Genomic DNA, 21,653 nt, shown 5'->3' with positions numbered 1-21,653 from the left:
GAACGAGCCTAGCATATCCAGGGATGAGAGAAGGACTTGCGCCAAGGCCTTATGAAGGACCTGCGCGGGGGCGCGGGTTACTCGGCGGCTTGTGCCAGCACCGGGCGGCGCGCCAGCCAGCCGTCGATGAAATGATCGAGCCAGGCGCGCTCCGCCGCGTCATACACGGCGCGGTCCGCAAAGTGATGATGCCGCTCGCGCGCACCGGGCGCGCTGAGGCCGTCATAGCCGCGCGTGGTCCAGCAATGCATCATCGCGTAGGTCACGTCAGGATGAAATTGCACGCCGAAGGCATTGCCGGCGCGGTAGGCCTGGATCGGAAAGTCGTCGCCTTCCGCAAGCAGCTCGGCACCAACGGGCAACGTGAAGCCCTCGCGGTGCCAGTGATAGACCTGCGCCGGCCAGTCCGGGCAGAGCGCGTGTCCCGCCGCCGTCGGGCGGATCGGGTAGTAGCCGATCTGGGTGAGCGCCTGCGCATGCGGCGCGACGCGGGCGCCCAACTGCATCGCGAGCATTTGCGCACCCAGGCAGATGCCGAGGAACGGCCGCTGTTCGCGGAGCGGGATTTCGATCCAGTCGATCTCGCGGCGGATGTAGTCGTCGGGATCATTGGCGCTCATCGGGCCGCCGAAGAACACGGCGCCGGCATGCCGGTCGAGGGTCTCGGGCAGGGGATCGCCGAAGCGGGGACGGCGGATGTCGAGGCGATGACCGAGCGCGCGCAACGCATTGCCGACGCGGCCGGGTGTCGAGGATTCCTGGTGCAGGACGATCAGAACCGGCAACTTCGTTTCGGAGGCGGTCGCGCCCGGCGTCCTTCCTGGGAAGGGCACCACCTCTGCGCCACCAATCCTGTCCGTCCGGAACGACATGGCCTCTGCGAGTACTATCGGTTCAAGCCGCCAGCATAGCTAAGCGAAGGTTAATATCGTGTGAGTTTGCGCACACACGCCCCTCGATTGAAGCAAGCTCCGGGCCACTACGGGCGCGAAGGGCTGTCTTCAAAGCGTTTTCAAGCCAAGTGGATACCGGTTCGCGCAAAGAAAACGCGTCAAATCAAGAAATCTAGTGCCGCTGCCGCTGAAACCGGCTGGTGGCCGACAGGATGAAGTCGCGCGGGAAGAACCGCAGCGCGAACGGCACAATCTTGATACCGAGACCGGGCAGAACTGCCCGTTTGTTGGCCATCAGGCCGCGATAGGCCTGCTGTGCAACCACGGCGGCGGAGACATTGAGCAGGGCCGTATCGTGTCCGGACCCGACGCCGGCCCGCGCCTGGAATTCGGTGGGAACCGGCCCCGGGCAAAGCACGGTGACGCGAACGCCATGCGGCGCAAGCTCCGCTCGCAGGGCCTCGGTGAAGGAAATCACATAGGCCTTGGAGGCGTAATAGACGGCCATTCCGGGGCCCGGCAGAAAGCCGGCGACCGATCCGACATTCAGCAGTCCGCCCTTGTTCCTGATCAGTTGATCGGCAAAGCGCAGCGACAGATCGGTCAACGCCCGCACGTTGACATCGACGATCCCGATCTGATCGGCGCGGTCGCACTCAACGGCATCGCCGAACACACCGAAGCCGGCATTGTTGACGAGATGATCGAGCTCGACGCCTTCGGCTTTGAGCGCTGCGGCGATCTTGTCGCCGGCGTCGGCATCCTGCAGATCGCAGAGGATCACGATCGGCTTCTTGCTGCCCTTGGCGGCGAGCTCGTTCGCAAGCGCCTCGAGCCGGTCCGCGCGTCGCGCCGTCAGCGCGAGACGATGTCCATTGGCGGCAAACACACGCGCCAACTCCGTGCCGATGCCCGCCGAGGCACCGGTGATCAACGTTACCCGCTCAGTCACGATCAATGTCTCTTGAATGACGTTTTTTGGCCCCGCAATGGGCGGAACGAGAGCATAGGCCGTGCGCGACAGGCAAGCGGCGCCGGCAGCATGGCCGCTTGAGCGAATATCAGGAGTGCGGAAAACCCGGGAATTTACGGGCGAATCCGGATGGTGATCGCCTACATTAAAGTTTCGTCATGTGATCCGACGACCGGTCATTGGCCGGCTTACGGGGATCAGCCACCGACGGCCCTGTCATTGACCTGACCACCGGCGCGCTCCGCGACAGCGTGCTTGAGATCGATCCGGTCGCGCTGGGAGATGCCGAGCAGGTCGGAGGCGCGCCAGACCACGTTGTCTTCGAACTCGCTGACCTGGCCGTCGGCATAGACCAGCTCCCACATCATCTGCACGATGCGCTTGCGGCCCGCTTCGTCGAGCGAACGCATGATGACGCTGGTGAAATGATAGAGATCGACCGCATCGCCCTCGACCTCGGTCGCATCAGCAATCAGGCGATCCGCGGTGCCGCGATCGAGCCCGAAATGGCTTTCGATCAGGCTGTGCAGCTTGCGCTGCTCGGCCGCGCTCGGCTGGCCATCCAGCGAGACCACGTGGACCAGCAACGCGGTCGCCGCGAGCCGATAATCGCTATCTCCGAAGGTGCGATCCCCGGCCTGGGGACCAACAATGTCGGCGATGAATTGGCGCAGGCCGTCGAGCATAGGGTCCTACCGAGATCGACGCCGCCGCGGAGTGCGGCAGCTACCAGCATTATATGAGCGGGAAACCAAACCGGCGCAATGTGCATCAGTTCGGCGCGCGTATTACGTTTCGGCAATCTGCTGGTGGCGGACATCGCCGGAGCTGACCGGGCCACGCTGCAGGATGTAACATCCATCTACCTCCACATTTTCATTGCGAGCACAGCGAAGCAATCCAGAATCTTTCCGCAGAGGCAGCCTGGATTGCTTCGTCGCAAGGGCTCCTCGCAATGACGGAGAGTATGGCAAGTATGGCAATCGCCTTCCGCCCCTCACGGTATCTCGTACACCACCATCTTGTCGGCGATGCCGCGCAGCGCGGCCTGTTTCTGGATCGGCTTGATCTCGCGTTGCTGGAGGAGTTCGGCGACCGCCGGCGCATCCGCCACCGGCCCGGTGATGTGGATCTCCTGCGCCGTCGACAGGCTCTGCACGCGGGCGGCGATGTTGACGGTCTGGCCGAAATAATCCTGTCGCTCGTTGAGCATGACCGCAAGGCACGGCCCTTCGTGGATGCCGATCTTGACGATGAGGTCGGCGGTACCGCGCTGCTTGTTGAGCTCGTCCATTGCCGCGCGCATGCGCAAGCCCGCGACGATCGCGTGCTCGGGACGGACGAAGGTCGCCATCACGGCATCGCCGATGGTCTTCACCACCGCGCCCTTCTCGGAGGAGATGATCTCGAGCAGCGCATGGAAATGCGCGCGCACGAGGTCGAAGGCGGCGAGATCGCCGACGCGCTCATAGAGCGCGGTCGAGCCCTTTAGATCGGTGAACAGGAAGGTGAGCGAGGTAATCTGCAGCCGCTGGTCGAGACTGAGATTGTCCGCCTTGAACACATCGCGGAAGGTCTGGTTCGATAGCATCCGCTTGGCGGTGAGGAACGGCTTGCGCTTGCCGATCAGGTGGTGAAGCGCCTCGGCCGCGATGAACACCGACGGCAGCACGCGCACGCCGGCCTGGTTCTCCAGCGACAATCGCAACGGGCCCGGCCGCATGGTCGTGGTCCCCGTCGGCGCCTGCACCTTGTTGTACATGATGGCGAGCTGCTGGCGGTCCTTGGTCGGCTCGCCCTGGACGTCGATGAAATGGGCGGCGTGCGTCACCGGCTCGAAGATGATGACGAAATCGTTCGGCAGTTGCAGCGACATCGTCGCCTTCTCGCCGGCCGGCAGCTCCATCGTATCCAGCGTCACCTCGTTGGCGAGTGTCGCAAACGATTCCTTGTTGAAGTCGACGCCCGAGCTCCAGAACACCTGTTTGAAATATTCCCATACCGGAAGCGTATCCGGATCGTGCGCCGCGATGTGCCGAACGCGCGGGTTCACGGTGAAGGACACCTCGACCTGGTCGTCGACGGAAGCCTTGTAGCCGCAGGCGCAGAGCGCGCAGTGGTAATCATCGGGCTTGAGCGCCTTCAGGGTCGAGTGCGCCCCGAGCACGCCGCCGCAGCCCGGACACAGCACGTTCCAGCCGAGATCGAACAGCCCGAGCCGCGCCGAATGCAGGAAGGCGGAGATCGCGCGCTCTTCGTCGACACCATGCTGCCTGGCGAAATCGAGGACATTGACACGGTTGAGCTCGTGATCCTCGCCGTCCTTGATGAGGCGCGCAATCTCATCGACCGCCTTCGGATCGGCGGTCTGCTTCAGAACGGAAAACTGGGCCTGGATGTCGCTCATGGCGGGGCTCTATCTCTGTTGGATCACGCCGTCGTCCAGGCAATCGCCTTGTCATCGACGCGTGATGCGGAACATGGGTGAGTGATCCGGCTGCGTCGTGACGACGCCATGCGGAATCACGGGATTCGTCGCTTCGGCAAGCTCGACGCGGAAGGCGCCGATCAGCCGGGCCAGCGCCAGCACGGATTCGGCCTGCGCAAACGGCGCGCCGATGCAGACCCGCGGGCCGGCGCCGAACGGCAGATAGGCGAAACGGTCGGGCTCTTTCGACATGAAGCGTTTTGGAATGAACGCGTTCGGCTGCTCCCACAGCTTCTCGTGCCGGTGCAGCAGCCAGGGCGCGATCATGATAATATCGCCCTTGGCGATCTCGACGCCGGCTGCATTGTCCTTCTCGCGCGCGGCGCGCGCGACCAGGAAGGCGGGCGGATAGAGCCGCATCGTCTCATCGATCACCGCGCGGGTGAATTTCTGGCGGTCGATATCGGCGATGCTGTCGAGATGCTCGCCCCGCGTCTCGAAGGCGACCTCCTCCTGCGTCTCCGGATCGAGCGCGAGCAGATAGAGCGCCCAGAACAGCGCCGTCGCCGTGGTCTCGTGGCCGGCGAGGATCATGGTCGCGACCTCGTCGATGAGCTGCGCGTCGGAAAAGCCCTTGCCGGTTTCGGGATCGCGCGCCTCGTCCATGAGATCGAACAGGTCGCGCGGCGGTGCGCCGTCCTTCTTGCCCATCTTGCGCCGCTCGGCGATCAACGTCGCAACGAACTCGGTCCAGCGCTTGCGGAAGCGAGCACGGGCACGATCCATCGGGGTCGGCCAGGACACCGGCAGCAGCATGTCGAGGAAGTAGGGCCGTCCGAGCCGCTCGCCGTACTCCACGACGAAATTGCGCAAAGTCGCGCCGTGCCGGTCCATGCCAAACGAGAACATCGTGCGCCCGGCGATCTCGAGCGTCATGCGCTGCATGATCTCGCGCAAGTCCACCGGCTCGCTCGTGCGCGCATCGAGCTTGGCGATGGTCTCGTCGAGCACCGCGGTCATGTGCGGAACGAGGTTCGCTGTCGCGCGCGGCGTGAAGGCCGGCGCGAGCGTGCGGCGCTGGAACGTCCAGGAGTGGCCTTCTGCGATCAGAAGACCTTCGCCGAGCACGGGACGCAGCATGCGGATGCCGGCCGGCGTGCGCGTGTAGTTCTCGTAGTTGGTGAGCAGGACGTGCCGGATCGCATCCGGCTGGTTCAGGATGAAGCTGTTGCGAAGGAAGAACCGGCCCTTGACGACGTCTTCCTCATAGGCGCGCTGGCCCCAGGTCGCGATCATGTTCCGGCGGATCACCGCGACGCGGCCGAGGAACGACATGTCGTCGGGCGCACGCGGCGGCGCCGGGGGGACGATGGGCCGACGCACGCTGGCGATATTCATGGCTCCCTCCCGAGGATGTGACGCAGGCAAATAGCTAGTAAGTCATCTCAGTGATCGCAATCCTGTTCTCGGCGGTCGGCCAGGCGCGTGCCACAATCCGTTCTTCGCCGAACTGGGCCACGATGTTACGCCCGATCCCGGCCGCCGGAAGCCGCAATGTCGCTGCCGCATCCGTGGGCACGCCCGACTTGACGTCGGCGGGCTCCTTGCCGTCGAACAGCACCACGTCCCGCGGCAGGCCGAAATAGCCGCGCGGACGCGACATGATCACGATCCCACCGGCGTCCTTGTCCGAAGGTCCCAGCGGGCGCGCGGGCCGCAGATGCACGACGTCGGACGAGCGCGGGAAGGGCGAACGATAGATGTGCGTGGTCGGCGCCTCCGGCGCCCTCAGGACGAATTCGAGCGACCAGGACGGATCGACCTGCGCCGGCCCCCAGCGGCCGTCAGCGCCGGTCTTCGCGCTGTGCACGGCACTGCCCTTGCGCTCTCCGGTATCGGGATCGACGCGAAATATCTCGACGGTTGCGCCCGTGACCGGGCGATTGGTCGGCACGCCGCCGGGCGTGCCGGTGACGAGGCCGTTCAGGCGGACACTCTGCTCCGGGACGATCGCAATTCGCTGGGGCTCACGCCCCGCGATGAACTTGTAGATTTCGCGGAAGGCGCGCGGGTGGAATGCCACCTCGCGATGGTCGAGCGCGCCGAGCACGAGATTGGTGGCGCCCTTCAGCTCCGGTCCCTCGGCCGTGACATTGGTCGGCGTTCCCGGCTTGCCGATGAGGCGGCCGTCGCTCTGCGCATATTTGTCCAGGCCGTCGCTGCGCAGGGTGAGGAAGGCAACACCCGGCGTCACCTCGCTCTCGCCCTCGTTCAGGCCGCGCAGGAACGGGCCGCGGCCGTTGAACTCGTTGTTGGGCTGGTCGTCGGTCGCGAACACGCCGTGATTGGGCGTGCCGCACAGGACGGCGTGGCTGACATCGCCCGCGCCGCCATTCCTGATGACGTTGCGGATCGCGTTGCCGCCGCGCGAGCTGCCGACCAGCGCCACGCGCGGAGCTCCAGTCCGGCGCTTCAGTTCAGTGATGGCAGCGGCGAGCTCGCGGCGCTGGTCCTCGGTCGAGGAGCGGTTCGGCTGCTCGACCTTGTCGTCGCTGCGCGCGAGCGGATCGGTGAAGTTGATCGCCATCATGCGATCGCGGGCGATGCCGTTGGATTCCATCCGCCACAGCGCCGTCATCCAGAGCGCGTCGTAGTCGCCATTGCCGTGGACGAACAGGATCGGCGGCACTTCCGCGTTTTGCGCTGCGGGCGCCGTCTGGGCCAGCACGCTTGTCCGCAAGCTCGCACCCGCGAAAGGCAAGCTGCCCGCCCCCAGCAGGATCGTCCGTCGCGACAGCCTCATCTGTTCCTCCCGGCAAAACCTCAGTCTTTGCACCGCTTATAGCGGCCTAAGCACTGGACAGCGAAGGACTTTCGCGGGCATCACTGGCTTTGCCGGAATCACCCGAAGACCACTCCAAGACCACTTCTGCCAGCCCATTTGGAAGGGGATATGACCGAGCAGCCGAACCGTCAGACATTCGCCGGCGAGGGCATCACCGCCCCCCTGCGGTTCACTGTGTTCCGGCGCATCTGGCTCGCCAGCCTGCTCTCCAATCTCGGGCTCTTGATCCAGGGCGTGGGCGCGGCCTGGGCGATGACGCAGATGGCGGCTTCGGCGGACAAGGTGGCGCTGGTGCAGACCGCCTTGATGCTGCCGATCATGCTGATCTCGATGCCGGCCGGCGCCATCGCCGACATGTATGACCGTCGCGTCGTCACCCTGGTCTCGCTCGCGATCGCGCTGACCGGCGCGAGCGCGCTGACGATCCTCGCGGGCCTCAAGCTCATCACGCCGGAAACGCTGCTCGCGTTCTGCTTCGTGGTGGGCAGCGGCAACGCGCTGTTCGGACCTGCCTGGCAATCCTCGGTCAGCGAGCAGGTGCCGCCGGAAGCCCTGCCGTCGGCGGTCGCTCTGAACGGCATCAGCTACAATATCGCGCGCAGCTTCGGTCCCGCGGTCGGCGGCGTCATCGTCGCCGCGCTCGGCGCAGTCGCCGCCTTTGCCTGCAATGCGATTCTCTATCTGCCGCTGCTGGTGGTGCTGCTGCTCTGGCGCCGTTCGGTGGAGCCGTCGCGGCTGCCGCGGGAAAAGCTCAACCGCGCCATGGTCTCGGGCTTCCGCTACATCACCAACTCGCCGCCGATCAAGATCGTGCTGCTGCGCACTCTGGTGATGGGCCTGATCGGCGGCGCCGTGATGGCGCTGATGCCGCTGGTCGCGCGCGACCTCTTGCATGGCGGCGCGCAGACCTACGGCATCATGCTCGGCGCCTTCGGCATGGGTGCGGTGGTCGGCGCGCTCAACATCCACGAACTCCGCAAACGCATGAGCGGCGAGGCCGCGATCCGCGCCTGCACCATCTCGATGGCGTTCGCGATGGCCGCGCTCGCCGTGAGCACGGAGCCGGTGCTGACGGCCACCGCGCTGGTGCTCGCCGGCGCGGTCTGGATGGCGGCGGTCGCGCTGTTCAATATCGGCGTGCAGCTCTCTGCGCCGCGCTGGGTCGCGGGCCGCTCGCTGGCAGCGTTCCAGGCCTCGATTTCCGGCGGCATCGCGATCGGCGCCTGGGGCTGGGGCCATCTCACCGACTATGCCGGCGTCGAGGTCGCGCTGCTCGTTGCCGCCGGCTTGATGCTGCTCTCGCCGCTGCTCGGGATCTGGCTCACGATGCCGCGCGTCGGCGCTCGCAACGAGGATGCCGAAGTGCTCGCCGATCCGGAAGTCCGGCTGTCGCTCACCGGCCGCAGCGGACCGCTGGTGGTCGAGATCGAGTATCGCGTCTCCCAGGAGAACGCGCGCGCCTTCCACAATGTGATGCAGGACGTGCAGCTCTCGAGGCAGCGCAATGGCGCCTATGGCTGGTCGATCGCGCGCGACATCGCCGACCCCGAATTGTGGACCGAGCGCTATCACTGCCCGACCTGGTTCGACTACTTGCGCCAGCGCAACCGCTCGACCCTGTCCGAACGCGCGCTGCACCAGCAGGCGATCGATTTCCATATCGGCCCCGAGCCGGTGCGCGTCCGCCGCATGCTGGAGCGCCCGTTCGGCTCGGTGCGCTGGAAGGACGAGACGCCGGACCGCGCGAAGGACGAAGTGCTGCCGGTGGTCGCAGCGGGAAGCAGCACGTAGCCCCGCTGTCGTCCCGGCCTGCCGGGACGACCGAGATCACTGCCCGTGGTCCGTCAGCACCTTGTCGCAGGCCTTGCTGAGGCGGGTGCGGTTCTGCTTGAGGCACGCCAGCACGGCGCCATCGCCATTGTTCATCACGGCGCGGCAGAACCGGCTGACATCGCGCGCGCAGGCGTCGTGTCCGGGCTGCTGTTGCGCGGACGCGGCGGATGCGCACAGGAGCAAGGAAACAATAAAAAGAAATCTGGTCATCGCGTAATGCCTCTTACCCGGACGAAAGTGCGGGCGAAGCTAGTGCGACGATCACTCAGCCGCAACGGCTTTATTTTCAGGCTGCATCACACCGCCGCGTGGCCCCGGCTTGACGCCGGGGCGCATCGCGAGGGGAGCTCGTCGAACGCAACGCCTGCGGCGCTGCGCGTTCTCTTACTGTTTGTCTCTTACTGCTTGTCCTGCGCGTCAGCGACCTTGCGTGAGGCGCCCTTGGCGAGGTCCTTGTCCATCACCGCGCGGCAGCCGGCGCTCAGATCCGAGCGATGCTTCATCATGCACGCGGTGATCTTCGGGATGTTGGGGATTTCCGACGAGCACAGGCGGAAGGCATCGCCGGTGCACTGCTGCTGCGCCTCGGCCGAGAAGGCGAAGCTCGAACTCGTCGAGACGATCGAGACGAGGGCGGCGAAGCCCAGCGCGAGGCCAGTGTCGCGGATCTTGCTACTCAGGGACTTGGTGGTGCAGGACGTGGTCATTTGAAGCTCCCATTGGCACCGCCATCGCGGGCCCGTTGTTAATGGGAACTACGATGCTCCGCCAAAACAGTTTCCACTGTGATGACGGTCACGAGAGCCCTGCGCTCTGTGACCTCGGTCACTTTGGCCCACCCTGCTGAAATTCCTCCGCATCCGCTGTCGTGTTGGTGTCACGTTAACTGTTCCTTCGCATTAATGGCTCGTCGCGCGGGAGATTCCGCCGGTTTGGTTGCGTAATTGGAAAGAGTAGCGATGCGTAATGCGTTGGGCCTGATGCTGGCCAGTGTAGTTGCGGCGGTCGTGATCGCCGCCGGCGGTTGGTTTTATTATTCCGCGAGCGCCGATCAGGGCGCCCCCAAGACAGTTGCCGCCCGTGCCGCCGATCCATTGCCGGCACAGGCGAAAATCGCCGCCAAGGACGACGTCGCCACCACCGCAACGATCGCGGCGAAGCCGACGGCCGTTGCCCAGGCCCAAGCGCCTGCGCCCGCTCCGGCCACGCCAGTTCAGCCGAAGCAGGCCTGCGCCAATCCGAACGCCCTGGGCGTCTCCCGCGTGGTCGAGATCGACACCACCGGCGGTCCCGGCTTCGGCTTCGACCATTTCAAGCAGTTCGACTTCCTCACCGAGAAGGAAGTCGTGTTGACCTTCGACGACGGTCCCTGGCCGGTGAACACGCCCGCCGTGCTGAAGGCGCTCGCGGATGAATGCACCAAGGGCCTGTTCTTCTCGGTCGGCAAGCATGCGACCTATCATCCGGAGATCCTGCGCCAGGTGCTGGCCCAGGGCCATACGGTCGGTACGCACACCTGGTCGCACGTCAATTTGAACGGCAAGAAGATGACCGAGCAGATGGCCAAGGACGAGGTTGAAAAGGGTATCAGCGCGGTGAAATTCGCGCTCGGCGCCAACCCCGCGCCGTTCTTCCGCTTCCCGCAGCTTCAGCACAATCCGGCGATCGTCAGCTATTTCGGCACCCGCAACGTCGCGATGTTCTCGACCGACATCGACTCCTTCGACTTCCGGAAGGGCGCGACGCCGGAGAAGATCATCGAGACGGTGATGACGCGGCTCGACAAGCTCGGCAAGGGCATCATCCTGATGCACGACTTCCAGAAGCACACCGGCGAAGCCATGCCGGCGCTGCTCGCGCGGCTCAAGGCCGGCGGCTACAAGGTCGTGCAGATGAAGGCCAAGACGACGCTTCAGACGCTGCCGGAATATGACGAGGCGCTGATGAAGGACATGAAGGTGCCGACCGCGGGCACGAACACGCGCCCGATCTCGAGCGTGGTGCAGACGGTCTCGCAGTAAGCTCGCTCGAAGGCTTCCTCAAACGTCATGGCCGGGCCTTTGCCCGGCCATTTGCTTTTTGAAGGGCCGCCTACCAGTAGATGCCGTGGCGATGCAGCTCGCTGATGATGCGCCGTTCGGTCCAGCCGCGCTTGTGCTTCGGCTTGTCCGCCCTTGCAGTCTTCGCGGGCTTGGTCGCCGCCGGTGCGGAGGCGGTTGTGGCCGTGGTGGGAGCAGTCACCTCAGCAGGCGCCGAGACTGCCGGCGGACGATCGACATGTTTCGGAGTCTCGGCAGCTGGTGCGACATCGCTGACCTGCGCCGTGGTGATGGTTGTCGCCGGTGCTGGCTGAGAAGAGGTCTGCTCGGGCGCCGCAGCGAGCGACAGGCTGCGGTCGCTAGCCTCGGCAGATGCGGAAGCCAGGACCATGGCGGCGACCAGAATGATCTTGCGCATGTGAAATCTCCCCGTGTTTGCGTGAGGCGGACACTAGGGATGGCCGGCGCGAGATTATGTGAGAGACGTCACTTGGACTGGGTCGAGCCAGTGTCGCTGGTGACGGGGGTGCCTGGGATGAACAAGGCGGATTGCAAGGTAAGCCCGCCGTCGCCTTCAGCTATGGCGTAGCAGCTTCGCTACGAAAAGGCTTGCCCGGCCGAAGCTGGCAAGCCAGCGAAGGCTGGTGCCGCAAGAGGGATTCGAACCCCCGACCCCGTCATTACGAATGACGTGCTCTACCGACTGAGCTATTGCGGCGAACCCTGCCGGGACCCCGGCGATGCCGGTCCCGATACGCGCGCTCCTGATATCGGGCATGGCCCGAATTGGCAAGGACAAGCGGGGCGCGAAATGCGCCTCACGCACCCCAGCGGGACCAGAATCCGCGCCAGCCGCCGGCCTGGGCCTTTGCATGGGCCTTGGGCGTGCCGATTTGTTCCGTAAATTCATCGCTCGGACCCTCATCGTCGATCCCGGGATCGTCGGGGGCACGGACGATCGGGATGACGGCGGGGATCGGGGCAGGTGCGGGCTTGCCGAGGTCGGCGCGGGTCCGGAACACCGGTGTTTCCGGCACCGGCGATGATTCGGCCGGCTCGGGGGCCGGATTGACCGGCTCGGCCGGTGCCGCCACCGGCTCGTCCTTGGCGACTTCCTTGGCGATTTCCTTGGCGATTTCGTTGGCCTCAGGGGGCGAATTGTCCTGGGCCGCCGGCGCCGGGGCTGGTGCCGTCACGGCTGGTTCCACCGGACTCTGGCTCGGGGCCGCTGCCACCCGCTTCGACGGCGGGGCGGCCAGCATGGCTTCCTCGAAGGCGGAGGCTTCGATCGTGGCGCCCTTGTCGGAAGGAAGGCTCGCGACCGGCGTCTGCCACTGGAAGGCGTCGAGGCGGCCGGTGACCGGAGAGACGGGGCGCCAGCGGTCGCTGACATAGCCGTCCGCGGTCCAGGCCGGATCGTGGCGGGCGCGCACGGCACGCAAGGTCCAGGCGCGGGCACGACCGCTATCGCCATGCTCGGCGCGCTCGATCTCGGCCATCAGCAGCGCCACGCGCTGGGTCGGGTCGTTGACATAAGGCGCCAGCACCTCGCGTGCGCGGGCGAACTCCGAGGCATCGATCGCGGCGCGCGCGATCGCGAGCCGGCCCTCGATATGGCCGGGCTTGTCGGCCGACGTCTTGGCCGCGAGCGTCTCGACCCGCTGCAGGCGCTGCCGCGCGGAATCGCCGAGCCTCACATGGGCATAGGCGTCGGCGAGATCGGGATGCGGATTGGCGAGCCAGGCGACCTCGACCAGCTTCATGGCGCGACGCACCTGATGCGCCTCGCTCTCGAATTTTGCGGCGAGCACCGCGGCGGGCACCAGGGTCGGCGCGAGCTTGATCGCCTCCGTCACGCTCTCGCGCGCGACGTCGCGGTCCATGGTTTCCAGCTCCAGCGCGCGCGCCGTGAGCAGCACGCCGCGCTGGCGGCGATAGGCCGGCTTGTCGATCAGGCCCGCAGACAGATTCGATTCGAGGATCGCGAGTGCGCCGCTCCAGTCGCCGCGGGCGCAGCGGAAGCCGAGCACCGCATGCGAGGCCCAGGTCGAGGACGGCGACAGCTTGAGCGCTTCCTCGGCGATCATCACGGCGCCGACCGCGTCATCGGCGCGCTGCGCCTCGATGAACAGGCCGCGCAGGCCAAGCAGCCGCGTATCCTCGCGCTCGGCCATGGCGCGGAAGACGCGCTGGGCCTCGTCGCGCTTGCCTTCGAGCTGGGCGGACTGCGCGTGCAGCAGCAGCGCGAGCGGATCGTTGGGGGCATGCCGCCGCGCCGCTTCGGCGTGCCGGCGGGCGAGCGCGGTGTCGCCATGCCCGATCGCGAGCAGGCCATGGGTGATGGCGTGGCGGCCGCGCGCATGGCGCTTCTCGTGACGGCGGCGGCGCATGCGGCCCGGCATGCGCCAGACCGTGGTCAGGATGCTCCACACCAGCACGACGGCGGCGGCAAAGAGGCCGAGCAAGAGCACGAACCTCGGCAACGTCGTCGAAGCCCGGAAGCCGCCCGCGGTCAGGACGAGATCCCCGGGTTGGTCGGCAACCCAGGCCGCGCCGGCCGCCGCCAGCGCAATCAGGACAAGGAAAAGGACGATGCGAAGCATGGCGATCCCTATTACGCGCCGATTGTTGCGCGAATCTTATTGAGCAGATTTGGCGAGATCCGCCATGGCATCGTCGGCGAATTTGCGGGACGCTGCGAGCGCGGCGTCGCGGGCGTCGGCCTTGTCGAGCCAGGCCTGCGCCGGCGCGCGATCGGCCTGAGGCAGCGTCTTCAGCTCGCGCCGCGCCTCCACGAAGTCGTTGCGGAGCGCCGCGGCCGTCACCCGCGCGACGATGGCACCGCGATCGTTGCCGACGCCGTCGGTGCGCTCGATGCGCACGAGTTTCGACGCTCCCGCCTGAAGGCGCTCCACGATGCCCGCATTCGCGGGTGGGGCTTCCGCCGGCGGCGACAATTTCGGCACGATGTTGAGCAGCTCGCGGCTCAGCGCGACCGGCGTCGGGATGCCCGACGATGCAAACGCATCGAGCGGCTTCAGCATGTCGGGCTTGGTGGCGAGCGAACGCGCCGTGGACAGTTGCGACTGATAGGGATCGCCATGGCGCACGGCCACATCGAGCAGGGCCGCCGCCACCACGAAGCGCAGCGGCTTGTCATCTCTCGCTCTTGCATCGGCGATCTTCTCGCCCTGCTGCGCGAGCTCGGCCCGCTCCGTCTTGCTCGCGCGCTCGAGCTGCGCGAGGCGCTCGGTGAGCGCGGCAATATCAGGCGCATTGGTGGGCGGCGCGGATCTGGTATCGTTCAGTGCGCTCGCGGTCTTGTCGGACTGCGCGCGCAGATTGGCGATGTCGCTGCGCAGGCCGCTCGCCGACTTCTCCAGCGCGTCGATCCGCGCGGCCATGGCCGGATCGGCGACGGGCTTGCCGGCCTTGGCCTCGACCGCGGCGACACGACCGCTCAGCGCATCGACCGTCGCGCTTGTCACTTGCGGCGCGGCCGGCGGCGCCTGCACTGCGGGCCAGCCCAGCATCCAGCCGACCCCGATCACGATTGCGGCGGCCACCGCGCCGGAGAACGGCGCGATGACCCACGGTGAAATCGGCCGCGAGGCGGGAGCAACGGACGGCTGCTCCTCGGCCGACTCGGGTTGCGACTCGGGCTTGGCCTCCTCGACATTGGCCTGCTCGTGCGCGGCTTGCTCGGTCGCCGGCTGAGCCTCGGGCTCGCCCACCGCCTCCTGCGGCTGGGTCGAGACGTCCGTCGCCTCGAGGTCGATAGTGGGCGGCGTGCGCTTGGCGCGACCGGTGTCGGGGGCCAATCCTGCGTCTTCAGGCTTGTCGTCGGCCATCGTGACGGTTCCTCACACTTCCATACCTTGCACAGATCCCTTGCACAGATCACTGGAACAGATCTCGGGCGGACCCAAATGCGTCGGATTCGGCCCGACCTCTTACGCCAAACGGGTCCGCAAAGCACGCTCCAAGGTGTCAAATAAGGCAATTTCGTCCGGCGTCGCGGCCACCAGAACCTGCGACGCGCCGGCATCGCGCAGCACGCCGGCGATCGTCTCGGACAGGCAGCATTGCGGGATCGCCAGCGCCGAGATTTCGACACCTTCATCCCGCGCCGCCTCCAGGAAGGCCCGCGCGCTGCGCCGGGAGTAGTGCAGCACCGCCTCGACCCCATGGGCGGCAAAGCCCTCGCAGACCTCGCGCGGCAGGTGCTTGATCGGCGCCATGCGATAGGCTGTCTGCGTCACCACGTTGAATCCTTCCGCGCCGAGCTCACCGCCGAGATCGCGCGACAGATCCGCGCCCGCGAGATAAAGCAGCGTGCTTTTCTTCTTCAGCACCTTGTCGCGCGCACTTTGGATGACCTTGTCGCGCAGGGAAGCGGCATCGCCGCCGGCGACGATGACCTCGCCGAAGCCGGCGTCGCGCGCAGCGGAAGCGGTATGCTCACCGACCGCGAACAGCGGCAGCTCCACGAGGCCAAGGTCGCGCAATTGCGGCGCGACGGCGCGGATCGCATTGGCCGATGTGACGATGACGGCCCCGTATCCCGCTTCACTCTCGTCATGGAAAGCGACCGGCTCGAACTTGAGCACCGGCGCGAGCAGCACCGCATGTCCCCGCGCGCGCAGATTTTCCGCGGTCGCCTCATTGTCGGGATGCGGCCGTGTGACAAGAATGGACATCGCTCGTGTTCCCGGACCGCGTGACGGTGACGCTTTCGCCGGAATGGCCGCGCGTGACGATTGCGCAAGCCGACCCCGGAATGCTACCGGACGTACCAGAACTCTGCTTTACGGATGAGCGCAAGGGCGCAAATTGGATAACAATTCGCCAATGCTGGTATTGGGCATCGAAACCACCTGCGATGAGACCGCCGCGGCGGTGATCGAGCGCGCGCCTGGCGGCAGTGGCAAGATCCTATCCAACATCGTGCGGTCGCAGGTCGAGGAACACGCCCGCTTCGGCGGCGTGGTGCCGGAGATCGCCGCGCGCGCGCATGTCGACGTGCTCGACGGGATCATCGACCGTGCCATGCACGAGGCCGGCATAGACTATGCCCAGCTCGACGGCGTGGCCGCGGCCGCGGGGCCCGGGCTGATCGGCGGCGTGATCGTCGGGCTCACCACCGCGAAGGCGATCGCGATGGTGCATGACACGCCGCTGGTCGCGGTGAACCATCTGGAGGCGCATGCGCTGACGCCGCGCCTCACCGATGGAATCGATTTCCCCTACTGTCTCTTCCTCGCCTCGGGCGGCCACACCCAGATCGTCGCGGTCACCGGCGTCGGCCAGTATGTGCGGCTCGGCACCACTGTTGACGACGCCATCGGCGAAGCCTTCGACAAGGTCGCGAAGATGCTGGGGTTGCCATATCCCGGCGGCCCGCAGGTCGAGCGCGCGGCGGCAAGCGGCGATGCTGCGCGGTTTGCGTTCCCGCGGCCGATGCAGGGACGTCCAGATGCCAATTTCTCGCTGTCCGGATTGAAGACGGCCGTCCGCACCGAAGCGAGCCGATTGCCTGAGATCGCGCCGCAGGACATCAGCGATCTCTGCGCGAGCTTCCAGGCCGCGGTGCTGGATTCGACCGCCGACCGGCTCAGCGTTGGCCTGAAGCTTTTCCGCGAGCAGTTCGGCGCACCATGCGCGCTCGTGGCCGCCGGCGGCGTCGCCGCCAATCAGGCGATCCGCGGCGCGCTGCACGACGTCGCGCGGCAGGCCGGAACGCAATTGATCATGCCACCGCCTGCGCTCTGCACCGACAATGGCGCGATGATCGCCTGGGCCGGCGCCGAGCGCCTCGCGCTGGGACTAACCGACACGATGGAGGCGCAGCCGCGCGCGCGCTGGCTGCTCGACGCCAATGCGACGGCACCAGCCGGCTACGGCAAGACGCGGGCGGGATACTGACGATGGCCACGTTCCAATCCGTCGCGGTGATCGGAGCGGGCGCCTGGGGGACGGCGCTGGCGACGGTGGCGGCGCGGGCTGGACGCAGCGTGACGCTCTGGGCGCGCAACGCGGAGCATGCGACGCGAATTGCATCGACGCGCGACAACCCGCGGCTACCCGGCGTGCGGCTCGCGCCGGAGATCGTGGTGACGAGCGATCTCGCGCAGGCGTCGCGCGTGGAGATGCTGCTGATCGCGACGCCGGCGCAGCACCTGCGCGGCGCGGTCAACATGCTGGCCTCGCACATCACGAAGCCGGTGCCGATCATCGCCTGCGCCAAGGGAATCGAGCACGGCACCCACAAGTTCATGACCGACGTGATCGCCGAGGCTGCTCCGCATGCGCTGCCGGCGATCCTGTCAGGCCCGAGCTTTGCCGACGACGTCGCGCGCGGCCTGCCGACGGCGGTGACATTGGCAGCCAAGGATGAAGCACTGGCGAGCAGCCTGGTGCAGGCATTGGGCTCGCCGACATTCCGCCCCTATCACTCCACCGACATCCGCGGCGTCGAGATCGGCGGCGCGGCCAAGAACGTGCTGGCAATCGCGGTCGGCATCGCGGTCGGGCGCAAGCTCGGCGCCTCGGCCCAGGCCGCCCTGACGACCCGCGGCTTTGCCGAGCTGACGCGCCTCGGCCGCGCGCTCGGTGCGCGCAGCGAGACGCTCACCGGCCTGTCCGGCCTCGGTGATCTGATCCTCACCTGCTCGAGCCCGCAGTCGCGCAACTTTGCGCTCGGCCTCGCGCTCGGGCGCGGCGAGCAGCCATCTGCCGGCAAGCTCGCCGAAGGCGAATTCACCGCGCCGGTGCTGATCGAACTCGCAGCTTCGCAAAACATCGAGATGCCGGTATCAGAAGCGGTCGCTTCGATCCTGAGCGGCCGGAGCACGATCGACGCGGCGATCTCGGGATTGCTGACGCGTCCCTTCAAGGCAGAGGAATGAGCATGGCGTACTGGCTGGTGAAATCGGAACCATCAGTGTGGTCCTGGGACCAGCAGGTCGCGAAGGGCGCCAAGGGCGAAGCCTGGACAAGCGTGCGCAATTACACCGCGCGCCAGAACCTCGTGAACATGAAAAAGGGCGACAAGGCGTTCTTCTATCACTCCAACGAGGGCAAGGAGATCGTCGGCATCGTCGAGATCATCAAGGAGGCCTACCTCGATCCGACCGACAAGACCGAAAAATTCGTCTGCGTCGACATCAAAGCCGACAAGCCCTTGAAGACACCGGTGACGATGGCCGCGATCAAGGCCGACAAGAAGCTCGCCGACATGGCCCTGGTGAAATATTCGCGCCTGTCGGTGCAGCCGGTGACAACAGAGGAATGGAAGCTCGTCTGCAAGATGGGCGGGATGTAGGCGCTGCTGTTCCGCCGTCGTCCCGGACAAGCGCGCTCTTAAGCGCGCGCAGATCCAGGACCCATGCTCCGCAGCAATCGTTTTGCGAAGACTCGCTGTTGCCAGCTGACGCAACAATGCAGTTTTGTGGTTATGAATCCTGGCTCCCGTGCGCTATTGCGCGCCAGGCGAGGGCGACACCGAGAGTTTGGCGCGGCCATCACGTAACGACCTGCAATATCCGGCCTCACGTCTCCGCCAGCGCAAACACCTCGCAAGGTGCGGCAATGCCGCGCAGCGGATGCGACCCGAGCGCGATCAGCGGCGTCTCCGTCTCGGCGGCGAGCGCGCCCGACACCAGCACCGTCCGGCCGAGCCGTTTGCACAATCCCTCGAGCCTGCTGGCGAGATTGACGGCGGGACCGATCGCGGTGAAATCGAGCCGGTTGGCAGCGCCAATATTACCCCAGAGCATCTCGCCGAGATGGAGCGCGACGCCGAACGCGAGCGGCGGCAAGCCTTGGGCCTGGCGCTCGGCGTTGAGATAGGCCATGCCGGCTTCGGCCGCGCTTGCGGCACGCAGGGCGGCATCGCAGGCGCGGCGCGGGGATGCCTCGACCACCGGAAAGATCGCGAGAACGCCGTCGCCGATGAATTTCAGTACCTCGCCGCCGAAGGCATGAACGGCGCCGGCGGTGCGGTCGAACCAGGCGTCGAGTGCCGCGATGACCTGGGCTGGCGGTGCGGTTTCAGACAGGGTCGTGAAATTGCGCAGATCGGCATAGAGCAGCGCGGCCTGGATGGTCTCGCCGAGATCGCGCCGCAGGGGTGCCGCCAGCACCCGCTCCGCGCTGCGCTTGCCGAGATAGGCATCCAGTGTCGCCCGCAACGTGGCACGCGCAGCGAGCACGGCAAGAGGCGTCGCCGCGAAGCGAGCAGCCTGGCGCAATCGTTCGATGTCATCGGCGCTCAACGGACGCGATCCGGTCCAACCGAGCAAGGGCCCATCGGCCCGTCCGACGGCATCTTCGTGCACTTCGCCGCCTGCGACCTCGCGCAGCCAGCGGCGGCCGGCATCGTTGGGCAGGTCGGGCGCAAGGCCACCCGGCGCGAAGCCGAGCGCTTCGATGACGCTGCCATTGTCGGCGCGCCATAGCCAGGTCCGCTTCGCGATCAGCGGATGCGGCACCTCAAGCGTCAGGGCACCTGCCGCGAGCGGCACGCCGTCGGCGATCAGATGCGCGCCGAGTTCCGCGAGCAGGCGGTCCGCCCCCGGGCAATCCGAGGCGACATCGACGAGCCAGGCGAGGGTCGGGAACAGATGCATGGCCCGATGATGACGAAGCAGGGCGGTGTTTGTCACGGGCAATCCTTGACGGAGCGCAGGGCCGCCGCCATGTCCCATCGTCAGCCCAGGGATGATCGCCGATGACCGAATCCTTCGTAGTGCGACGCGAAACCCAGATCGCGGCCCCCCGCGCCACCGTCTTTGCCTACCTGACCGACCCCGAGAAGATCCTGAGCTGGATGGGCTCTGATGCGACCACCGAGCCGCATCCCGGCGGGCTCTACCTGCTCAAAGGCGTCGGACCGCGCGGCGGCGTCGGCCGCGGGGCCTTCCGCGAGGTCGTGCCGGTGCACCGCCTGGCCTACACGTTCGGCTGGGAGGGTGGCCAGGAAGTGCCGCCCGGCTCGAGCCTGATCGAGATCGACCTGATCGAACGCGACGGCGGCACGCTGCTGCGCATGACCCATAGCGGCTTGCCGACCGAAGCGCAGGCGGCCGCGCACGCGAAGGGGTGGGCGCATTATCTGGAACGGCTCACGAGCGCAGCGGCTGGCCGCGACCCCGGCCCGGATGAGGGTGTGTCAGATAAGACGTAGCTCTCGTGGAGTGAGCAAAGGCGCACTTGCGCCGTGCCCACCATCGATCCCAGCGCCCAGCAGAAATGGTGGTCACGCTTGCGCTTTGCACACCCTACGGCAGTGTCCGTTACACCGCGGCGGTCGCCACCACCTGCGCCAGCAGCTGCTCGCGCCGCGCCTGCGAACGCTGGCCCTTCATCGTCGCAGCAAAACGCTCCAAAATGCCCTCCTCGAAGGCGGTGACGATGGTGTCGTGGACGTAGCTCTTGCGGCAGATCGCCGGCGTATTCGAGAGCTTGTCGGCAGCGGCGCGGATCGCGTCCAGCACCTGCTTCTTGCGGCCGCGCTGGCTGGTCGCCGGCGTGATCCGTGACAGCGATTCCACCACGACCGCGGACGCCATCAGCGTACGGAAATCCTTCAGCGAGATCTTGATGCCCGCGATCTCGCGCAAGAACGCATTCACCTGCGTGGTGTTGACGGCACGGACGATGCCGTAGGCATCCCGGTACTGGAACATGCGCTTGCCGGGGACACCCTGCAAAATGCCGATGGCGCGCACGAGCTTCGCCGCGTCGCATTCCTTGCGTACCGCCTTGCCGCCCTTGGCCTTGAAGGTCAGCACGAAGCAGTCGTCTTCCAGCGTGACGTTGGACTTCAGCAGCGTGGTGGCGCCGCGCGTGCCATTCAGGCGGGCATAGGATTCATTGCCGGGACGGATCGCGGTGCGGGCGATCAGCTCGATCACGGCCGAGAGCGCGAACTCGCGCGTCGGCTCGTCGCCCGACAGGAACGCCGAGACCTTGCGCCGGATCTTTGGCAGCGCGCCGACGAGCTTCTCCAGGCGATGCGCCTTGCGGTGCTCGCGCACCTTCTCCCAATCGGCGTGATAGCGATATTGCAGCCGGCCCGCGGCATCGCGTCCCACGGCCTGGAGATGCGAGCTCGGATCGGCGGAGTAGCGCACCTCGCGATAGGCCGGCGGCACCGCCATGGCGTGCAGCCGACGGATGGTGCGGGCGTCGCGGATGTGGGCGCCGTTGGGGTGGACGAAGGAATAGCCCTTGCCGCGCCTGATGCGGCGGATAGTCAGCTCATTCTGGTCGCCGAGCCGGAGACCCAGCTCCTTGGCAAGCGCCTCGACCGTCGCCGGGGAGGCCGTGTCGAACACCTTTTTCGGGCTGGGACGGCTGGATGGGGCCGGTTTCGGCCATTGTCCGAGGGCCTTGGCCAGCGCAATAGCGGCAGGATCGGCTGAAGCGGGCCGCAACGTCCCGAGATTCTGCTGATCCATCATAGCCTTACGCCTTAGCCCTGCCTGTTACCGGTCAATGCCGCTGTTGTGATTTTTGTTCCCAAGGGTCTCTTCGGACCCGGGTTGGCCATTTAGGGTGTTCCGAACCGTATTGCGAGTCCCGAATCAGTGAAGAACGGTTCCCAAGTACCGCCGTTCCGCGCATAGGGCTCTGCGCC

Annotated in this window: 20 protein-coding genes and 1 tRNA gene; 6 read left to right on the top strand and 15 right to left on the bottom strand. The window is 66.5% G+C overall.

The window, feature by feature from the left end:
• Positions 1-77: 77 nt before the first annotated feature.
• From A5906_RS04275 to A5906_RS04250, 6 genes are all read right to left on the bottom strand, one after another.
• Positions 78-872, bottom strand: coding sequence for a glutamine amidotransferase (locus tag A5906_RS04275; protein ID WP_080133945.1), 795 nt, complete (start codon positions 870-872; stop codon positions 78-80).
• A gap of 193 nt (positions 873-1,065) precedes the next feature.
• Positions 1,066-1,845, bottom strand: coding sequence for an SDR family NAD(P)-dependent oxidoreductase (locus A5906_RS04270; protein ID WP_080134071.1), 780 nt, complete (start codon positions 1,843-1,845; stop codon positions 1,066-1,068).
• A 218-nt stretch (positions 1,846-2,063) separates the two neighbouring features.
• Positions 2,064-2,552, bottom strand: a complete 489-nt coding sequence (locus tag A5906_RS04265; protein WP_080133944.1) for a tellurite resistance TerB family protein — start codon at positions 2,550-2,552, stop codon at positions 2,064-2,066.
• 311 nt (positions 2,553-2,863) lie between these two features.
• Positions 2,864-4,273, bottom strand: coding sequence for an adenylate/guanylate cyclase domain-containing protein (locus tag A5906_RS04260; RefSeq protein WP_080133943.1), 1,410 nt, complete (start codon positions 4,271-4,273; stop codon positions 2,864-2,866).
• Between the two features lie 51 nt (positions 4,274-4,324).
• The gene (locus A5906_RS04255; protein ID WP_080133942.1) at positions 4,325-5,692 is read right to left on the bottom strand and encodes a cytochrome P450; all 1,368 of its coding nucleotides are present in this window, start codon (positions 5,690-5,692) and stop codon (positions 4,325-4,327) included.
• 34 nt (positions 5,693-5,726) lie between these two features.
• The gene (locus A5906_RS04250; protein WP_080133941.1) at positions 5,727-7,097 is read right to left on the bottom strand and encodes a hydrolase; all 1,371 of its coding nucleotides are present in this window, start codon (positions 7,095-7,097) and stop codon (positions 5,727-5,729) included.
• Between the two features lie 150 nt (positions 7,098-7,247).
• Here A5906_RS04250 and A5906_RS04245 point away from each other — a divergent pair, with 150 nt between their 5' ends.
• Positions 7,248-8,930: an MFS transporter gene (locus A5906_RS04245; RefSeq protein WP_080133940.1), complete on the top strand. Its 1,683-nt coding sequence runs from the start codon at positions 7,248-7,250 to the stop codon at positions 8,928-8,930.
• Positions 8,931-8,966: 36 nt separating this feature from the next.
• Here the strand turns inward: A5906_RS04245 and A5906_RS04240 are convergent, their stop codons facing one another.
• Positions 8,967-9,182, bottom strand: coding sequence for a cysteine rich repeat-containing protein (locus A5906_RS04240; protein WP_080133939.1), 216 nt, complete (start codon positions 9,180-9,182; stop codon positions 8,967-8,969).
• Between the two features lie 188 nt (positions 9,183-9,370).
• Positions 9,371-9,679 carry a hypothetical protein gene (locus A5906_RS04235; protein WP_080133938.1) on the bottom strand — a complete coding sequence of 103 codons (309 nt, stop codon included), beginning with the start codon at positions 9,677-9,679 and terminating at the stop codon, positions 9,371-9,373.
• Positions 9,680-9,931: 252 nt separating this feature from the next.
• Between A5906_RS04235 and A5906_RS04230 the strand changes: the two genes are divergently transcribed.
• Positions 9,932-10,993, top strand: coding sequence for a polysaccharide deacetylase family protein (locus A5906_RS04230; protein ID WP_080133937.1), 1,062 nt, complete (start codon positions 9,932-9,934; stop codon positions 10,991-10,993).
• A gap of 70 nt (positions 10,994-11,063) precedes the next feature.
• On the opposite strand, the gene A5906_RS04225 is transcribed toward A5906_RS04230, so the two are convergent.
• The 5 genes from A5906_RS04225 to A5906_RS04205 form a co-directional block, all read right to left on the bottom strand.
• Entirely contained in the window at positions 11,064-11,429 is a 366-nt protein-coding gene (locus tag A5906_RS04225; protein ID WP_080133936.1) for a hypothetical protein, read from the bottom strand.
• 224 nt (positions 11,430-11,653) lie between these two features.
• Positions 11,654-11,729: transfer RNA gene (locus A5906_RS04220), tRNA-Thr, on the bottom strand.
• A gap of 100 nt (positions 11,730-11,829) precedes the next feature.
• The gene (locus A5906_RS04215) at positions 11,830-13,614 is read right to left on the bottom strand and encodes a heme biosynthesis protein HemY (RefSeq protein WP_080133935.1); all 1,785 of its coding nucleotides are present in this window, start codon (positions 13,612-13,614) and stop codon (positions 11,830-11,832) included.
• A 36-nt stretch (positions 13,615-13,650) separates the two neighbouring features.
• Positions 13,651-14,862 carry a COG4223 family protein gene (locus A5906_RS04210; RefSeq protein WP_080133934.1) on the bottom strand — a complete coding sequence of 404 codons (1,212 nt, stop codon included), beginning with the start codon at positions 14,860-14,862 and terminating at the stop codon, positions 13,651-13,653.
• A gap of 102 nt (positions 14,863-14,964) precedes the next feature.
• Entirely contained in the window at positions 14,965-15,711 is a 747-nt protein-coding gene (locus A5906_RS04205; protein WP_080133933.1) for a uroporphyrinogen-III synthase, read from the bottom strand.
• 151 nt (positions 15,712-15,862) lie between these two features.
• Here A5906_RS04205 and tsaD point away from each other — a divergent pair, with 151 nt between their 5' ends.
• The 3 genes from tsaD to A5906_RS04190 are packed head-to-tail and all read left to right on the top strand — an operon-like array spanning position 15,863 to position 18,335.
• Positions 15,863-16,936 (top strand): tRNA (adenosine(37)-N6)-threonylcarbamoyltransferase complex transferase subunit TsaD, encoded by a 1,074-nt coding sequence (gene tsaD, locus A5906_RS04200; RefSeq protein WP_080133932.1) that lies wholly within the window; start codon positions 15,863-15,865, stop codon positions 16,934-16,936.
• A gap of 2 nt (positions 16,937-16,938) precedes the next feature.
• Positions 16,939-17,919, top strand: a complete 981-nt coding sequence (locus A5906_RS04195) for an NAD(P)H-dependent glycerol-3-phosphate dehydrogenase (protein WP_080133931.1) — start codon at positions 16,939-16,941, stop codon at positions 17,917-17,919.
• A 2-nt stretch (positions 17,920-17,921) separates the two neighbouring features.
• A complete protein-coding gene (locus tag A5906_RS04190) occupies positions 17,922-18,335 on the top strand; it encodes an EVE domain-containing protein (protein ID WP_080133930.1) in 414 nt (137 codons plus the stop codon).
• 226 nt (positions 18,336-18,561) lie between these two features.
• Here the strand turns inward: A5906_RS04190 and A5906_RS04185 are convergent, their stop codons facing one another.
• Positions 18,562-19,641 (bottom strand): adenylate/guanylate cyclase domain-containing protein, encoded by a 1,080-nt coding sequence (locus tag A5906_RS04185; RefSeq protein ID WP_080133929.1) that lies wholly within the window; start codon positions 19,639-19,641, stop codon positions 18,562-18,564.
• 101 nt (positions 19,642-19,742) lie between these two features.
• Here A5906_RS04185 and A5906_RS04180 point away from each other — a divergent pair, with 101 nt between their 5' ends.
• Complete coding sequence (locus A5906_RS04180) at positions 19,743-20,198, top strand: SRPBCC family protein (RefSeq protein WP_080133928.1); 456 nt, start codon at positions 19,743-19,745, stop codon at positions 20,196-20,198.
• A gap of 109 nt (positions 20,199-20,307) precedes the next feature.
• Here the strand turns inward: A5906_RS04180 and A5906_RS04175 are convergent, their stop codons facing one another.
• The gene (locus A5906_RS04175) at positions 20,308-21,477 is read right to left on the bottom strand and encodes a DNA topoisomerase IB (RefSeq protein ID WP_080133927.1); all 1,170 of its coding nucleotides are present in this window, start codon (positions 21,475-21,477) and stop codon (positions 20,308-20,310) included.
• Positions 21,478-21,653: the final 176 nt, after the last annotated feature.

It is taken from the genome of Bradyrhizobium sacchari (assembly GCF_002068095.1).
Classification (GTDB): Bacteria; Pseudomonadota; Alphaproteobacteria; order Rhizobiales; family Xanthobacteraceae; genus Bradyrhizobium; species Bradyrhizobium sacchari.
Note: the sequence above shows the minus strand (reverse complement) of the source record. Positions and strands in the feature narration are given on the sequence as shown.

Bases quoted from the DNA above. Each gene is read 5' to 3' on its own strand.
- A5906_RS04205 (WP_080133933.1), bottom strand. From the start codon at position 15,711: ATGTCCATTCTTGTCACACGGCCGCATCCCGACAATGAGGCGACCGCG.
- A5906_RS04195 (WP_080133931.1), top strand. From the start codon at position 16,939: ATGGCCACGTTCCAATCCGTCGCGGTGATCGGAGCGGGCGCCTGGGGG.
- A5906_RS04245 (WP_080133940.1), top strand. From the start codon at position 7,248: ATGACCGAGCAGCCGAACCGTCAGACATTCGCCGGCGAGGGCATCACC.
- A5906_RS04175 (WP_080133927.1), bottom strand. From the start codon at position 21,477: ATGATGGATCAGCAGAATCTCGGGACGTTGCGGCCCGCTTCAGCCGAT.
- A5906_RS04250 (WP_080133941.1), bottom strand. From the start codon at position 7,097: ATGAGGCTGTCGCGACGGACGATCCTGCTGGGGGCGGGCAGCTTGCCT.
- A5906_RS04240 (WP_080133939.1), bottom strand. From the start codon at position 9,182: ATGACCAGATTTCTTTTTATTGTTTCCTTGCTCCTGTGCGCATCCGCC.
- A5906_RS04225 (WP_080133936.1), bottom strand. From the start codon at position 11,429: ATGCGCAAGATCATTCTGGTCGCCGCCATGGTCCTGGCTTCCGCATCT.
- tsaD (WP_080133932.1), top strand. From the start codon at position 15,863: ATGCTGGTATTGGGCATCGAAACCACCTGCGATGAGACCGCCGCGGCG.
- A5906_RS04215 (WP_080133935.1), bottom strand. From the start codon at position 13,614: ATGCTTCGCATCGTCCTTTTCCTTGTCCTGATTGCGCTGGCGGCGGCC.
- A5906_RS04190 (WP_080133930.1), top strand. From the start codon at position 17,922: ATGGCGTACTGGCTGGTGAAATCGGAACCATCAGTGTGGTCCTGGGAC.
- A5906_RS04180 (WP_080133928.1), top strand. From the start codon at position 19,743: ATGACCGAATCCTTCGTAGTGCGACGCGAAACCCAGATCGCGGCCCCC.
- A5906_RS04185 (WP_080133929.1), bottom strand. From the start codon at position 19,641: ATGCATCTGTTCCCGACCCTCGCCTGGCTCGTCGATGTCGCCTCGGAT.
- A5906_RS04210 (WP_080133934.1), bottom strand. From the start codon at position 14,862: ATGGCCGACGACAAGCCTGAAGACGCAGGATTGGCCCCCGACACCGGT.
- A5906_RS04265 (WP_080133944.1), bottom strand. From the start codon at position 2,552: ATGCTCGACGGCCTGCGCCAATTCATCGCCGACATTGTTGGTCCCCAG.
- A5906_RS04230 (WP_080133937.1), top strand. From the start codon at position 9,932: ATGCGTAATGCGTTGGGCCTGATGCTGGCCAGTGTAGTTGCGGCGGTC.
- A5906_RS04260 (WP_080133943.1), bottom strand. From the start codon at position 4,273: ATGAGCGACATCCAGGCCCAGTTTTCCGTTCTGAAGCAGACCGCCGAT.
- A5906_RS04235 (WP_080133938.1), bottom strand. From the start codon at position 9,679: ATGACCACGTCCTGCACCACCAAGTCCCTGAGTAGCAAGATCCGCGAC.
- A5906_RS04275 (WP_080133945.1), bottom strand. From the start codon at position 872: ATGTCGTTCCGGACGGACAGGATTGGTGGCGCAGAGGTGGTGCCCTTC.
- A5906_RS04255 (WP_080133942.1), bottom strand. From the start codon at position 5,692: ATGAATATCGCCAGCGTGCGTCGGCCCATCGTCCCCCCGGCGCCGCCG.